The sequence below is a fragment of the Paenibacillus sp. 8b26 genome (assembly GCF_050626875.1).
In the GTDB taxonomy this organism is placed as follows: Bacteria; Bacillota; Bacilli; order Paenibacillales; family Paenibacillaceae; genus Paenibacillus.
In genome coordinates, this window is record NZ_CP192445.1 from 4,309,397 (window position 1) to 4,324,322 (window position 14,926).

The 14,926-nt window shown below is 47.3% G+C and carries 13 protein-coding genes; 11 read left to right on the plus strand and 2 right to left on the minus strand.

Annotated features, from left to right (window positions below; translation table 11 throughout):
• Nucleotides 1-41 precede the first annotated feature (41 nt).
• From isdE to ACQ4MX_RS19950, 4 genes are all read left to right on the plus strand, one after another.
• Entirely contained in the window at nucleotides 42-977 is a 936-nt protein-coding gene (isdE, locus tag ACQ4MX_RS19935; RefSeq protein ID WP_431086945.1) for a heme ABC transporter substrate-binding protein IsdE, read from the plus strand.
• A 14-nt stretch (nucleotides 978-991) separates the two neighbouring features.
• A complete protein-coding gene (locus ACQ4MX_RS19940) occupies nucleotides 992-1,975 on the plus strand; it encodes a FecCD family ABC transporter permease (RefSeq protein WP_134912671.1) in 984 nt (327 codons plus the stop codon).
• The gene (locus tag ACQ4MX_RS19945; RefSeq protein ID WP_431086946.1) at nucleotides 1,965-2,768 is read left to right on the plus strand and encodes an ABC transporter ATP-binding protein; all 804 of its coding nucleotides are present in this window, start codon (nucleotides 1,965-1,967) and stop codon (nucleotides 2,766-2,768) included. Before ACQ4MX_RS19940 ends, ACQ4MX_RS19945 begins: the two co-directional genes overlap by 11 nt.
• Before the next feature lie 258 nt (nucleotides 2,769-3,026).
• Nucleotides 3,027-4,655 (plus strand): ABC-F family ATP-binding cassette domain-containing protein, encoded by a 1,629-nt coding sequence (locus tag ACQ4MX_RS19950; RefSeq protein ID WP_431086948.1) that lies wholly within the window; start codon nucleotides 3,027-3,029, stop codon nucleotides 4,653-4,655.
• Nucleotides 4,656-4,832: 177 nt separating this feature from the next.
• On the opposite strand, the gene ACQ4MX_RS19955 is transcribed toward ACQ4MX_RS19950, so the two are convergent.
• Nucleotides 4,833-5,018, minus strand: a complete 186-nt coding sequence (locus ACQ4MX_RS19955; protein WP_013311941.1) for a hypothetical protein — start codon at nucleotides 5,016-5,018, stop codon at nucleotides 4,833-4,835.
• Nucleotides 5,019-5,488: 470 nt separating this feature from the next.
• On the opposite strand from ACQ4MX_RS19955, the gene ACQ4MX_RS19960 reads away from it, so the two are divergent.
• Both ACQ4MX_RS19960 and ACQ4MX_RS19965 read left to right on the plus strand, forming a co-directional pair.
• Nucleotides 5,489-6,358: a cation diffusion facilitator family transporter gene (locus ACQ4MX_RS19960; RefSeq protein WP_431086950.1), complete on the plus strand. Its 870-nt coding sequence runs from the start codon at nucleotides 5,489-5,491 to the stop codon at nucleotides 6,356-6,358.
• 191 nt (nucleotides 6,359-6,549) lie between these two features.
• A complete protein-coding gene (locus tag ACQ4MX_RS19965; protein ID WP_431086951.1) occupies nucleotides 6,550-7,719 on the plus strand; it encodes an SH3 domain-containing protein in 1,170 nt (389 codons plus the stop codon).
• 139 nt (nucleotides 7,720-7,858) lie between these two features.
• Here ACQ4MX_RS19965 and ACQ4MX_RS19970 read toward each other — a convergent pair whose 3' ends face one another.
• Nucleotides 7,859-8,026 carry a DUF1328 domain-containing protein gene (locus ACQ4MX_RS19970; protein WP_134912682.1) on the minus strand — a complete coding sequence of 56 codons (168 nt, stop codon included), beginning with the start codon at nucleotides 8,024-8,026 and terminating at the stop codon, nucleotides 7,859-7,861.
• A 260-nt stretch (nucleotides 8,027-8,286) separates the two neighbouring features.
• On the opposite strand from ACQ4MX_RS19970, the gene ACQ4MX_RS19975 reads away from it, so the two are divergent.
• The 5 genes from ACQ4MX_RS19975 (at nucleotide 8,287) to ACQ4MX_RS19995 (ending at nucleotide 14,908) form a co-directional block, all read left to right on the plus strand.
• Entirely contained in the window at nucleotides 8,287-8,808 is a 522-nt protein-coding gene (locus ACQ4MX_RS19975) for a DUF948 domain-containing protein (protein WP_431086952.1), read from the plus strand.
• Nucleotides 8,809-8,859: 51 nt separating this feature from the next.
• Complete coding sequence (locus ACQ4MX_RS19980) at nucleotides 8,860-9,378, plus strand: hypothetical protein (protein WP_431086954.1); 519 nt, start codon at nucleotides 8,860-8,862, stop codon at nucleotides 9,376-9,378.
• Between the two features lie 100 nt (nucleotides 9,379-9,478).
• A complete protein-coding gene (locus ACQ4MX_RS19985) occupies nucleotides 9,479-9,820 on the plus strand; it encodes a general stress protein (protein ID WP_025684488.1) in 342 nt (113 codons plus the stop codon).
• A 242-nt stretch (nucleotides 9,821-10,062) separates the two neighbouring features.
• Complete coding sequence (locus ACQ4MX_RS19990) at nucleotides 10,063-11,244, plus strand: PP2C family protein-serine/threonine phosphatase (protein WP_431086955.1); 1,182 nt, start codon at nucleotides 10,063-10,065, stop codon at nucleotides 11,242-11,244.
• Entirely contained in the window at nucleotides 11,228-14,908 is a 3,681-nt protein-coding gene (locus ACQ4MX_RS19995) for a response regulator (RefSeq protein WP_431086956.1), read from the plus strand. Before ACQ4MX_RS19990 ends, ACQ4MX_RS19995 begins: the two co-directional genes overlap by 17 nt.
• Nucleotides 14,909-14,926 lie beyond the last annotated feature (18 nt).

The following is a 14,926-nucleotide window of genomic DNA, read 5'->3' on the forward strand; positions in this document are numbered from 1 at the left end:
CATGCAGCTTCTATATTTTGAATTGAGGTGATTTGGCTTTCATGAAACGATATACAGCGTTGGTACAAGGGAAATCATTCTGCTTTTATATGCTGATGGGTCTGGTGTTTTTGTTGCTCGCCGGATGCTCGGGAGGAGCAACGGCTGGACAGAACGATAATGAAGGCGCAAAATCAGCAGCAACGTCCGGTGATAAAACACAGCCGCGTATTGTCGCTACAACGGTAGCCATTACGGAAATTACGGATGCGCTGGGTCTGGATTTGGCAGGCAAGCCGACAAGCATGAAGGTACTGCCTGACCGTTACAAGGATGTCCCTGATGTGGGTAATCCGATGAGTCCTGATATGGAAAAGGTGATGTCGTTGAAGCCGACGGACGTACTGTCGGTTACGACACTGAAATATGATTTGGAGCCTAAATTTAAAGATTTGAAAATCAATACCGAATTTATGAATTTTGAAAGTCTCGCGAATATGCAAAAAGAAATTCAAAAGCTGGGAGACACGTTTGACAAAGCCGAAAAGGCAAAGGAGATTAATGGAGCTTTGGATGCTAAAGTAGCCGAGATTCAACAAAAGATCAAAGGGAAGAAATCCCCTAAAGTATTGATCTTGCTGGGGGTACCGGGAAGCTATCTGGTGGCTACCGAGCATTCCTATATTGGGGATCTGGTTAAAATTGCAGGCGGGACGAACGTAGTCCAAGGTGAGAAGGTTGAATTTATTGCCCACAATACAGAAGCCTTGCAACAGTCCAATCCGGATATTATTTTGCGTGCTGCACATGGGATGCCGGATGAAGTGGTCAAAATGTTCGACGAAGAGTTCAAAACTAACGATATTTGGAAACATTTTAACGCTGTGAAAAACGGACACGTCTATGATCTGCCAGAGCCGCTGTTTGGAACAACAGGAAATTTGGCGGCAAACTCGGCGCTGGATGAGCTAGTAAAAATGTTGTATCCTTCGAATTAAAGGAAGCTGATGACATGTCGAAAAAAGGTTGGAGTTTTATCGTTGTAATCGCCTTGCTCATCGGTGTCATTCTCTATTCAGCGATGACAGGAAGTCTCAAGGTGAATTTGAGCCAATTGGTGACCGGATTGTGGACAGGTACGGATGATCAGGTCAATGTGGTCAAGGATCTGAGGCTACCGAGAATTATCGTATCTGTGATGGCGGGAGCCGCGCTTGCGGTGGCGGGTGTTTTGCTGCAAGCCGTGATGAAAAACCCGCTGGCTGATGCCGGGGTTATCGGTATTTCTTCGGGGGCGGCTCTGGTTTCGCTGATAGCCGTTACGATCTTTCCGGCGCTCTATTTCTGGATGCCCTTCTTTTCTTTTATTGGTGGTGCGCTGGCCTGCCTGATGGTTTACGGATTTTCATGGAAATCCGGCCTGCATCCGATTCGTCTGATCTTGATCGGGGTCGCTGTGAATGCGATTTTTTCGGGTCTGGGGCAGTCGTTTAATTATCGGGGGAGTTATGCGGTCACCAGTATTAATCAGGTTACAACCTCAACCTTGTCCATGAAAAAATGGGTCGATGTCGAGGTTATTGTGACCTATGGCGGGATTGGGCTGATTTTAGCTATGCTCGTGTTCTCCTGGTGCAACTTTTTGTCTTTGCAAGATAAAACGGCTAAAAACCTGGGATTCAATGTGACGCGTGCGCGGCTTTTGATCTCCGTCATTGCGGTGCTGCTTGCGGCAACGGCTACAGCCATTGCTGGAGTTATTGCCTTTATCGGCCTGCTCGTTCCGCATTGTGCTCGCTACTTGGTGGGTTCGGATCACAAATGGCTGATTCCGTTCTCTGCCTTATGCGGAGGGTTACTGCTACTGCTCGCGGATACACTGGGCCGGACGGTACTTGCTCCCAATGAAATTCCGGCTTCCATTATTATGGCCGTCATTGGCGGGCCGTTCCTGATATTCCTGATCAGAAAGGCGGATCGCACTTATGGACATTAAGGATATTACCTTTTCATATGACCGGAAAACGGATCGTCTTCACGCCATCAATGCTGTCATTGAGCCGGGACGGATTACGACCATCATTGGTCCCAACGGCTGTGGCAAATCGACGCTGCTTAGCGTCATGTCGAACAATGCGGCTCCCCGCCTGGGTCAAGTGATTTTGGACGGTAAAGAGATTGCCCACTACAAGCCCAAGGAGCTGGCCCGTCAACTGGCGGTGGTTCATCAGCAGAATGAGGCACCCTCTGACTTGACCGTAGAAAAGCTCGTCAGCTTCGGAAGACTCCCGCATAAGAACATGTTCACAGCGAGACGTGACGAGGACGAGCAGGCGGTCGAATGGGCGATAGCCTGTACGAATCTGGAGGAACGCAGAACACGCACGCTGGACCAGCTGTCCGGGGGAGAACGGCAGCGTGTATGGATTGCAATGGCCTTGGCACAACGGACACCGATTTTATTTTTGGATGAGCCGACCACCTATCTGGATATGTACTACCAGCTTGAAATTTTGGAACTCATACGGCAGTTAAATCACGAACACGGCCTGACGATCGTAATGGTGCTGCATGATATCAATCAGGCTATTCGTTATAGCGACGTTATGATTGCCATGAAGGAAGGGCGCATTATAACGAACGGTCCGCCCGCTAAGGTCGTCACATCCGACATGATTCAGGCAGTATACGGCGTGGAAGTAGTCGTAAGACATGACGCAGAGGCGGGAATGTATCTTATTCCGATAGGTGTGGGAGCTTCCGTACATTTACAAGCACAGGGAGTGTAGATACTGCCTGCTGAATGGCTCGTCTGTCTCCTGGTGGCATCGAATCTGGAAACAAGAAAAAATGGTTCTGGCCCACGTTTTTGTCAGGAGACAATCGTGGGGATGGAAGCATTTTTTATTTTATTTTTAGAATATCGACGGAGGTTCCAGGGTTGTTCGGTTGACACACGGTTCGATTCCGATCCGTTGTGTGTTATACTATTGCCGTCGGTAATTTTGTGATTAGCACTTTACTAATGATAAGGATGGTATGCTCATATGATCAGTACAAGCGGCGTAACGCTTCGTTATGGCAAACGCCCACTTTTTGAAGACGTAAATATCAAATTTACTCCTGGGAACTGCTACGGCCTGATTGGGGCCAATGGCGCGGGCAAATCTACCTTTTTGAAAATTCTTTCCGGCGAAATCGAAGCCAATTCAGGCGAGGTTCACATGACACCGGGTGAACGGATGGCAGTGCTCAAGCAGAACCATTACGAATACGATGAATTCCCGGTTCTGGAAACCGTTATTATGGGCCATACGCGTCTGTATGAAATCATGAAGGAAAAAGATTCGCTGTATGCTAAATCAGAATTCACAGAGGCAGACGGCCTGCGTGCCGGCGAGCTTGAAGGTGAATTTGCGGAGCTGAACGGATGGGATGCCGAGCCGGATGCGGCTTCATTGCTGATCGGTCTTGGTATCCCACGCGACCTGCATGACAAGAACATGTCTGAGCTGAGCGGTAATGACAAGGTACGTGTTTTGCTGGCTCAAGCGTTGTTTGGTCGTCCGAATAACTTGCTGCTCGATGAGCCTACCAACCATTTGGATCTGGAATCCATTCAATGGCTGGAAAATTTCTTGATGGACTATGAAGGCACCGTCATCGTCGTATCCCATGATCGTCACTTCCTGAACAAGGTATGTACACATATTGCGGATATTGATTTTGGGAAAATCCAGATGTACGTCGGCAACTACGACTTCTGGTATGAGTCCAGCCAGCTTGCGCTTGCCTTGACTCGTGATGCCAACAAGAAAAAGGAAGAGAAGATCAAGGAACTGCAAGCCTTTATTCAGCGCTTTTCCGCAAATGCTTCCAAGTCCAAACAGGCTACTTCACGTAAAAAACAATTGGATAAAATTACGCTGGACGATATTCGTCCGTCGAACCGTAAATATCCGTTCCTGAACTTCAAGCCCGAACGCGAAGCGGGCAAACAGTTGTTGACGGTAGACCGTCTCAGCAAATCCATTGAAGGCGAGCAAGTGCTGAATGAGTTCAGTCTGGTTGTGAACAAAGGCGATAAAATCGCGTTTGTCGGCCCGAACGGTTTGCCTAAATCAACGCTCTTTCAGGTATTGATGAACGAAACTGAAGCCGATAGCGGTGAATTCTCTTGGGGGATTACCACCACTCAGGCTTATTTCCCGAAAGACAATTCCACCTATTTTGAAGGTGTGGATATGAATCTCGTGGAATGGCTGCGCCAATATTCCAAGGACCAGGACGAAACGTTCCTGCGTGGGTTTCTGGGGCGTATGCTCTTCTCAGGTGAAGAAGCGCTCAAGAAAGCAAGCGTGCTGTCCGGGGGCGAGAAGGTTCGCTGTATGCTGGCCAAGATGATGCTCAATGGCGCCAATGTGCTGCTGCTGGATGAACCGACCAATCACTTGGATCTGGAATCCATTACAGCGCTGAACAATGGTCTGATCGACTTTGACGGTACCATATTATTCACATCGCATGACCATCAGTTCATTCAAACCATTGCAAACCGCATCGTGGAAATTACGCCGAACGGTGTAATCGACCGTACGATGAGCTATGATGAATACTTGGAAAACGATGAAATCACGAAATTGCGTGAAAGTATGTATCCGGTAGAAATCGTCTAAAACCAGCTAACCTTCAGTAAATCGATAAATAAAAAAGAGGAGCTCCTTCAGGCCATTTATGATGGCGGGGGAGACTCCTCTTTTTCGTTTGCGCCATTACCAATGGCTTACACCGCCAAGGCTACAGGGCTAAGATAATCCTGCCTGAGTCCGGTGCAGTTAGCCTAACGGGTTGGCTTATGATCCGCCTGTACGACGGCGTTGGTTGTTCGGCTTCTTCGTATTTTGGCTTTTCAGTGTTTTGGCGGAACCGCCTTGAAAGCCGCCCTGCTGTGAAGCGCCGGACTGCTGTTTTTTTTGTGCCAGCTTTTCCCGAATGGCATCTGCGAGATTAACTTTACGTGGTTCATTAGCATCGCTCATGAATAAATTCCTCCTGTTGCCGCCAAATTCATGTCAATCATGCTGGATTGAAGGAAAACGCGGCTGTGTCCCCATTTTATACGTTTTTAAAAGATGGGACAAGGGCGACAATGATAACATGACGACGGGGCGGGTGGGAAGAGGGAATGCCTATTTTTTGCATAAAGGAAAAAATGTTTTATACACCCCACAGGAATGGAGCTTGGCAATAATTTTTCGTTGTTCCTACAGCAATGCGGAGCGGAAAGACTGTTTCTCTAGACCCACACAAAGGACGTCTGCTATCCTAGAAATAGCCGTTATCCAAAGGCAAATGGTTATTTTTAGGGCAGCTATGCTGCTATTTTTATTTTTGGGTTGGCGCAGCATGGAATGGTATAAGTGTTTATCCTGACTTTTATGGTTCTCCCGTGACTATGATGGTGAGATCGTTCTGTCGGGAACTCTAATTTTGAAGGAGTGTTCCCGTTGTGGTGAATGTGTATGATGAAATACGAAAAGGTGAGCAAGGGGCATGGGTGAGCATTATCGCCTACCTTTTTCTGTCTGCCTTTAAGCTGATTAGCGGATATATATTTGCTTCCAGTGCGTTACTGGCCGATGGATTTAACAATGTCACTGATATTGTGGTGTCCATTGCCGTACTAATCGGTCTGCGAATATCTCAAAAACCGCCGGACTCCGACCATGCCTATGGACATTTTAGAGCGGAAACGATAGCGGCGTTGCTGGCATCCTTTATTATGACTGTCGTCGGTCTTCAGGTGCTTATTGACGGAATCGGAAGTATTTTCAGAGGGGGCAAGCAGACGCCTGATGTTACTTCCGCAGGAGTAGCGGTAATATGTGCAGTCATTATGCTGGGAGTATACATGTACAACAACAGACTGGCCCGGAAAATTAACAACAAGGCGTTACTGGCGGCAGCGAAGGATAACCTGTCAGATGCGCTCGTCAGTATCGGTGCAGCGGTTGGTATTATTGGTGCACAGTTTGGTTTGCCATGGCTGGATACGGTTGCGGCTATAGCGGTAGGATTTATAATCTGTAAAACGGCGTGGGATATTTTTAAGGACTCTACACACAGCCTGACGGATGGTTTTGATGAGCAGGAGCTGTCAGACTTACGTAGCACGATTGCTCATATACCCGGTGTAGAGGGGATTCGTGATGTCAAGGCACGGGTACACGGCAATCATGCTTTGGTGGATGTTGTTATAGAGGTGAACCCGCAACTCAGCCTGATTGAAGGACATCGGATCAGCGACCGGATTGAGGAACGCCTGCAAGAGGTTCATAATACGATGCATGTTCATGTCCATGTGGAACCCAAATTATAGATTATTTATTTAATAATTAGTGGTAAAAATGACTTTAGACCTATGTATAAAAGGTGTATGCGCTGCCTTTTGTGACGTTTGGATTATATCTCTCTTCCTGTTGCTTTTACTATAATGAAAGCATGTCCGGCTATATTCGTCGGAATTGGACTTGCTCTTCAAATTCGTAAAAACAGCCAGGAGGTGCAACATTGAGAAGACGCGTGATGGGAATGCTCATGACGTCAGCCGCGCTGTTGGCAGCAATTCATATGGCGCCGGGTCAGGTTGACGCAGCGGCATCGACAGCATCTACGGGACAGAAGGCGGTTATTCAGGCGGCTGTAAAGCTTAGATCCGGCCCTTCGACTACGGGAGATGTAGTCAGCTTTATGAAGCAGGGAGAGGCCGTAACGGTATTGGAGAAAACAAACAGCTATTGGTATAAGATCAAGACGTCTGATGGGGTAACTGGATACACAAGCAGCTCCGACAAGTACATAAAAGTAGGCGCTACCAGCGTCGCTGCTGCTGTCACCGAGCCTGCCGTCCGTAAACCGGAAGCCAAAGAAGTGCTTAAAACTAACAGTTCAGCCAAAGAGGCTCCAGCCTCAGTGAATAGTTCTGCCGGTCAAACGAAAGCTACGATTCAAACGTCCGTTCGTTTGCGGGCGGAGGCATCCACTTCATCCGAGGTTTTGGGCTTTTTGAATGCAGGAGATATCGTCACCATTACAGATCCAAGTAACGCCTATTGGTTTAAGATTACCAATGCTGATGGCACGGTGGGCTATGTCAGCTCGTCTCCACAGTATATTCGTATTGGCGAGGGCGTTGTTGTGCAGCAGCCTGTGGCTGCTCCAGTAACATCTGCTCCTGACACTACCGTGATTCCTGCTGCAGCATCTCCTGCGGAAACCATAAACTTGCCTTCTGGTGACGCAGCGGCTGCCATTGAACAGGTTATTAACACAGGGATGACTTATCTCGGTACTCCATATGAATATGGTTCGGATCGTAACAGTACGGCTACTTTTGATTGCTCGGCATTTACCCGTCAAATTTTCCGTCAGGCTGCAGGTATTCAGCTTCCGGCGGATTCACGTTCACAGGGTGAGTGGATCAAGCAGAATAGTCAGCCAAACACAGACATGACCACGCTGAAGCGTGGCGATCTGCTTTTCTTTACTAATTACAACGCGTCTTCAGGGGCGTATACGTCCTTGGATAATTCCTCCCAAACGATTACACACGTAGCTGTATATTTGGGAGACAACAAGCTTCTTCATACCTTTTCTGTAGCGGGTGGCGGTGTGAAAGTTACGGATTTCAGCAAGCCTTGGCAGGATCGTTTCCTGTTCGGGGGTAGCGTAATCCAATAAAAGCGCCATTAGCCTTAAAAAATTACGCATTAAAAATAGGATGTTCCACAACCCTGTAATTGGGGCGGGAACATCCTATTTTTAAAGCTATATAATGATATATCTTCACTACACTTGTTTCAGGCTTCTTCTATTACGCCTATGACGCTCGTCTTCTTCCGGTAAAGAGTGAAATGACGAACAACACCAGAAATAACACAAACAATATTTTGGCGATTGTAGCAGCTATGGATACAACAATACCAAAAAAACCTAAAATCCCGGCGATCACGGCAAAAACTAAAAATAAAGCGGACCATTTCAGCATGTTCTGCATCCTCCTTCAATTGTATATAATGTGGCATACTCACGCCCGATAGAGCATGGCTGCGAATGATGGCTGAATCATTTGAATCTTTCGTGGCTGTGCCATCGTTATATGTTGTTTTAAACCGTGCCCTAATCCGTGAAACATAGCGTAAGGAGTGGAGGAAAAGCGAGCTGTGACGTTGTTTCGTGTCTGAACGTAAGGGGTAACTATGCAGTAATCATAAACATCATCGTGAAAAACGAAAGAGAGGTTAGGCCATGTTAACACAGGTCAGTATTTTTATTATCGCTATCGCATTTGCAGTTCTCGTTATTTTCCTCATTAGAACACTTAAAGCAGCACAAGGCTCTCTTGAAAAGGTAACTCAGACTCTCCAGGATGTACAAAAAACGGTAGATGAACTGAGCTATGAAGTAAAGCAAACGGTTCGACATGCCAATGACATTACCGCAGACGTTGATCATAAATTGAAGCAGGTGGAGCCTGTGATGGAATCGGTTAGAAACTTGGGCGAGGTGCTTAACGAAGTCACTCTAGCTGCGAAGCAGGCTTCCGCGGCATTAATCACCCGGTTTCAGAAGCCGCATCATACAGTGGATAAAAAGACAGGTACGGAAACCGCGATCAAGTCAGTTGCTTCGAACAGGCCGTTAACTTCAACGGAACGGACGGTTCAGAGCTACAATGCGACCTACGAGGAGCCTGCGGCAAAGCCGGCTAAAAATTGGTTGGGTTATGTAGATATCGCTGCCGGGGTGTGGCAGAAAATGCGTCAGTAGCATAGCGACTGAACCGTAAACTATAGGAAATTCATTGAAAGGGTGAGAATTATGATGAAGATTTTATTGCTAACTGCTGGTTTGCTCACTCCCTTTTCCGGACAGGATACGGTTCAGCAAGCCGTTTCCCCGCATACGGCGGGGCATGTAGTAAGGGCTGTGCAGACGATTCCCGCCAAAAATGCCGTACCGGCTGATTTTCATACGTTAAACGGCATATCTCTGGACGATACACGTATGGATGTATTGAAAAAAATGGGCAAGCCCCTTCGAGTGAAAAAGGATATGCTGCTGCTTTCTACGGAATATCAATATCCTGACGTGGTGGTTGGTTTGCGAGATGATATGGTTTCTTATGTGCATGTAGATCCTGCTGCCGGACGGATCAAGGTCAATGACGAGTGGCTGCCGCTGAAACGGCAAACGCTGGATAAGGCGCTGGGTGGCTCGCAATTTACAGCGGAGGATGGCGAGGTATACGTTCGTGGACAGCGTGCGATCAAAGTGTTTATGGATGAATCGTCCGATCAACCCAAATATGTTGAGTTTTTTGATGAAACGGAGTGGTAATGTCTCTAATTTTAAGAGCATGACATAACATGGAAGTTTCAAACGAATGTACAGCGTGTAATAGTCAGAGAAGTCAATCCTAATAAGGAGCGTGAGAAACATGAATCAGACCCATCATAAATCTTATGCCAAAGTGGTAGAGAACGGTGTACAAGCCGTCGAAGCGGTGAATGAATTGCGCAACACGGGCTATCGTTATGAGGATGTGTTCGTGCTCGCTCATGATCAGGACCGGACAGATCGTATTGCAGATACGGTGGATGCCAAGGAAATCGGGATTAAGGAAGAGGGCGTTTTTGACTCATTAGCCAATCTGTTCCGTTCCCGTGGCGACGAGCTTCGCGCTAAAATTACTTCCTTGGGATTTACAGATACGGAAGCTGATTTTTACGAAAAAGAACTGGATCAGGGCAAAGTTCTGGTCATTGCCAAAAAAGCTTGATAACGCCGGTTGAACAGGAAAATAGACTGGCGTTAGAGCTGAAAAAGAGGATGTTGACCGCCGCACAAGTGCTTCGCGGTTCCTCCAAAAACATAGATAAGGAATGGGGCGAGAGCCCCATTCCTTATCTATGTTTTTGGAATGCCTTCTTATGGAGACGCTATTTCAGGTTCAGATCCATAAGGGAGTTGCCGCTTAAACAGGTATAGTATAATACATGGGTTACAGATAAGGAGAGAGAAATGAGAATCCTAATTGTTGACGATAATCCGACCAATGTCATTATTATTCGCGAAATATTAAAGAAAGAAAATTATAGGGATGTTATCTCTGCCAGCTCAGCCGCAGAAATGTTGGAGCATTTGGGGATCGGCGACCGTACCATTAGTCTGCGCCCCCGACCTTCCGATATTGATTTGGTTCTGCTGGATATGATGATGCCTGAAATGGATGGTATCGAAGCTTGCAGCATCGTGCAGGAGTACGAGCATTTGAAAGATATACCCATCATCATGGTAACTGCTGTAGGCGATTCCAAGAAACTGGCAGAGGCACTGGACGTGGGGGCCGTCGATTATGTCACCAAGCCTATTAATAAGGTAGAATTAATGGCCAGAATACGGCTTGCCTTGCGTCTCAAGCAGGAAAAGGACTGGCATAAAGATCGGGACCAGCGGATTCAGGACGAACTGAAGCTGGCCGCGATGGTACAGCAGGCGGTGCTTAGTCCTGCCATCCAAGATCCTGTACTGCAAGTCAATGCCCTGTATCAGCCTTCCTTTGAACTGGCGGGAGACTTGTATTCCTGGTATCCGCTCGGGGAAGGAAGATATGCGATCATTTTGCTGGATATGATGGGTCATGGCATCTCTTCTTCACTGTTCTGCATGTTCATTGCATCTGTGCTCAAGGATACCGTGACCACCTACGTAGAGCCGGAAAAGGTGATTCAGGAGCTGAATCGTCGCTTTAACCAACTGGATTTGGGCAAGCAACTCGTACAGTATTATTTTACGGCGATTTATATGGTCATTGATACCCGTTCTCGGCGGATTGATTATGTGAATGCAGGGCATCCGCCCGGCTTATTGTTCAGTCAGGATGGCAGCATCACCAAATTTGACCGTGCGTGCAGTCCGGTAGGTTTGTTTGATAAAATTGATGCGGAAATGCACACGGTCCATTATGAAGGAACGGGGCATATCGCTTTGTACACCGACGGCTTGCTGGAGGCCGTAGAGGGTGAATATGAAGAACAACTGGAGTATTTGACCGCATGTCTGCGCAAGCATGAGGAATGGAATGAAGAAGCGATGCTGGATGCTTTTTTTCGTAAAGAGGCACCGAAGGATCGCGATGATGATAAGTGCCTGATCTGGATTGCATTGAAAGAGGGAGAGAGCTTGCATGAAAATCAGAAATAAACTGCTGATCGGCTTCGGGTCGCTAATGGCGATCCTCCTTGTGCTGACGCTAATTAGCTATGATCGAATGGGGAGTCTGAATGAGCAGCTAAATCAGGTTTACCAGGACCGCTATATGAAGGTCCGAAAAACGACGGCCATTCGCGGTCAGGTGAATGATATGGCCAAAGTTATGGCCAACCTGATCTTGAATCCAGGGTCCTCCGTCAGTGAGGCCAAAGGCGAGCTCGATGATATATCTGCTTCTGGAGCGAAAGTGCTGGCAAGTCTGCAAAACAGTTCCGGTACCAGCGAAGAACAGCAGCAAGTCGATCGGGTAGCTGTCGCATGGAAAGAATTTTTAAGCTACGAAGAGAGGCTCGTTTCCTTATTGGGGCAAGATCGCATTGATGAGGCGAATGCTTTCCGCAATAGCACAGGTTTGCCTGCTCAAGAGGAGGCGATGGACAGCATTAATGCCCTGGCCGTTTTTCAGGATCGGGAAATAGATAGCGACATGATGCAAGCCAATCTGGCCTATGAGGAATCCGTGCAGATTACCACAATCCTGATGGCAGCCGGTCTGATGATGGGCTTACTCGTTATTTTGTGGGTGCTCCCAAGCATTGCCAAAGGTCTAAATATCGTTAGTCTCATGATTAACGGTTTTGGCAAGGGGAAATACAGGGCCATCAGCCGGATGAGTGTTGCTTCCAAGGATGAAATCGGGGAGGTTGCCCGCGTATTTCAACAAATGGCTGGAGACCTGGAGGAAAAACGCAAATTTGAGCATTCCGTTCTTCAGACGCAGAAGGATCAAACCTGGCTTAATGCCAACACGGCACGAGTAACAGAGCTGTTCCGAGGCGTGAATTCATTGGAGCAGGTCGCACAGATGTTTATCAGTGAGTTTACGCCCATTTTGGGAGGCAGCTACGGAGCGATTTATTTGCAAGGCAAGGAAGTGGAGGATGCCCAATTTAAGCTGTACGGCTCCTATGCGAAGGAGTCTGGTGAAGATTCGATCAAGGACGTTATCCATGTTGGCGAAGGCTTGCTTGGACAAAGTGTTCAGGATCGTAAGCCGATCCTGATTACAGAAGCTCCTGATGGGTACTTGTCCATCGGCTCAGCATTGGGGGCGAGTAAGCCGGTGGGAATTATGATTTTTCCTATATTGTTCGAGGACGATTGTATCGGTGCTGTGGAAGTAGCGTCGCTGGACCGCTTTAGTGATCTGGAAACGAAGCTATTTGCTCAATTAGTCGAGAGCTTGGGGATTATTTTGAACAACATCAAGGGACGGATGCGGGTAGAGCAATTGCTGCGCGAATCCCAGGCACTTACTGAGGAATTGCAATGCCAGTCCGAGGAGCTACAAACTCAGCAAGAGGAACTCAAGCGCTCCAACGAAAATTTGGAGGGGCAAACAGAGGAGCTCAAGCGTTCGGAGGAATTGTTACAGCGTCAGCAGGAGGAACTGGAGCATTTTAACACCGAACTGATAGCCAAGACGAGAGCGCTGGAAGAGCAGGTTCGGGAAGGGGAAGAAAAGAACGACGAGATCGAACGTGCGCGTGCCCAGTTGGAGCAGCAGGCGATGCAGTTGGGCATCACGAGCAAATACAAATCTGAGTTTTTGGCGAATATGTCGCATGAACTGCGTACTCCGCTGAATAGCTTGCTCATTCTTTCCCAGCTTCTGTCTGAGAACAAGGACGGCAATCTTAAGCCCAAGCAGGTTGAATATGCACAGACCATTTATATGTCAGGCGCAGATTTACTGAAAATGATTGATGAAATTCTGGATTTATCCAAAGTGGACGCCGGGAAAATGGATATTAACCATGAAGCCGTCAATCTGAAAGAACTGGAGATGTTTGTGGAGCAAAATTTTGCTCCAATCGCAGCCAAGCGTGAACTTCAACTTCATACCGAGATAGAAGAAAACTTGCCGGAAGCCATTATCAGTGACGGGTATCGTCTTAAACAAATTTTACGCAATTTATTGTCCAATGCATTCAAGTTTACGACAGAGGGATCTATTCGTTTTAGTGTTTCAAGGGCAACTGGTGACCAGCTTCCCGGCTTTCTAAATCCGCATAAATCCTATCTGGCCTTGTCTGTACATGATACGGGCATCGGCATTGCTTCGGATAAAACGGATCTCATTTTTGAGGCTTTTCAGCAGGTAGATGGAACAACCAGCCGTAAATACGGTGGAACCGGACTTGGCTTGTCGATCAGCCGCGAGCTTTCAAGATTACTGGGCGGTGTCATTACAGTAGAATCCGAGCAGGGGCAGGGTAGTTGCTTCACGTTGTATCTGCCGGAACAAACGCAAACAACAGAGGGTGCGGAACTGGATATTGGTGGTGTGGCAGCATCCGCAGAGTCGAATTCTCCTATGCTTGTTCCCGCTGAGCAGTTGCCTATGTATCAGATGCCTTCAAAGGAAAAATTGGAGAATATCGTGCACCCGGGCGACGACCGGAACGAGATTGCCTCGAAGGATAAGGTATTACTGATCATAGAGGATGATGTTAAATTCGCTAAAATCCTGTACGATATGGCTCGTAGCCGTGACTTTAAGGCACTTATCGCTCTACAGGGAGACGATGGGCTGGACATGGCCAGATCCTATTTGCCGGACGCCATTATTCTGGATATTCAATTGCCTGTTATGGATGGCTGGTCCATTTTGGGCGAGCTGAAAGGAAATTCATCTACGCGGCATATTCCGGTACATGTTATTTCGGTCATCGACGATGTGAAGCAAGGCTTGTTGATGGGTGCGATTGCCTATCTCAAAAAGCCATCTTCAAAGGAAAGTCTGGATAAGGCATTTTCACATATTAAATCATATACAGATAAAATGGTGAAACGTCTTCTCGTGGTCGAGGACGACGAGAATCAGCGTAAATCCATTATTGAGCTGATTGACCATGACGATGTTGCTATTACGGCGGTGTCCACCGGGCAAGAAGCACTGAATGAGCTGGGGGTACAGCGATATGACTGTATGGTGCTGGATCTTATGCTTAACGATATGACAGGCTTTGAATTGCTCGACCGCATTCGGGACAATGAGGAACTGACCGATCTGCCGATTATTATTTATACGGGTAAAGACCTGGACAGCAAAGAAGAAACGCAACTGCGCAAATTTGCGGAGTCCATTATTATTAAGGATGTCAAATCGCCCGAACGGCTTTTGGATGAAACGACCCTGTTCCTGCATCGTGTCGAAGCAAATCTCCCTGAGGACAAACGTAAAATTTTGCAGAAGCTATATAACAAGGAAGAATTGTTTGAAGGTAAAAAAATATTGTTGGTGGATGATGATATCCGGAACGTATTCGCCCTGTCCAGTGTGTTGGAAAGCTACCGCATGGAGGTTACCTTTGCGGAAAATGGTAGAGAAGCGCTGGAAATGCTGGAACAGACACCTGATTTTGATCTGGTGCTGATGGATATGATGATGCCAGAAATGGACGGATATGAAGCCATGCGGCGAATTCGGCTGATGCCGCAATTCGAGAAGCTGCCTATTATTGCCCTCACAGCCAAGGCTATGAAGGATGATCGTTCCAAGTGTATTGAGGCAGGCGCTTCCGATTATGTGAAGAAGCCGATTCAAACCGAACAGCTTTTGTCATTAATGCGGGTATGGCTGTATTCGTAGCCCGAAAAAATGGGTAAT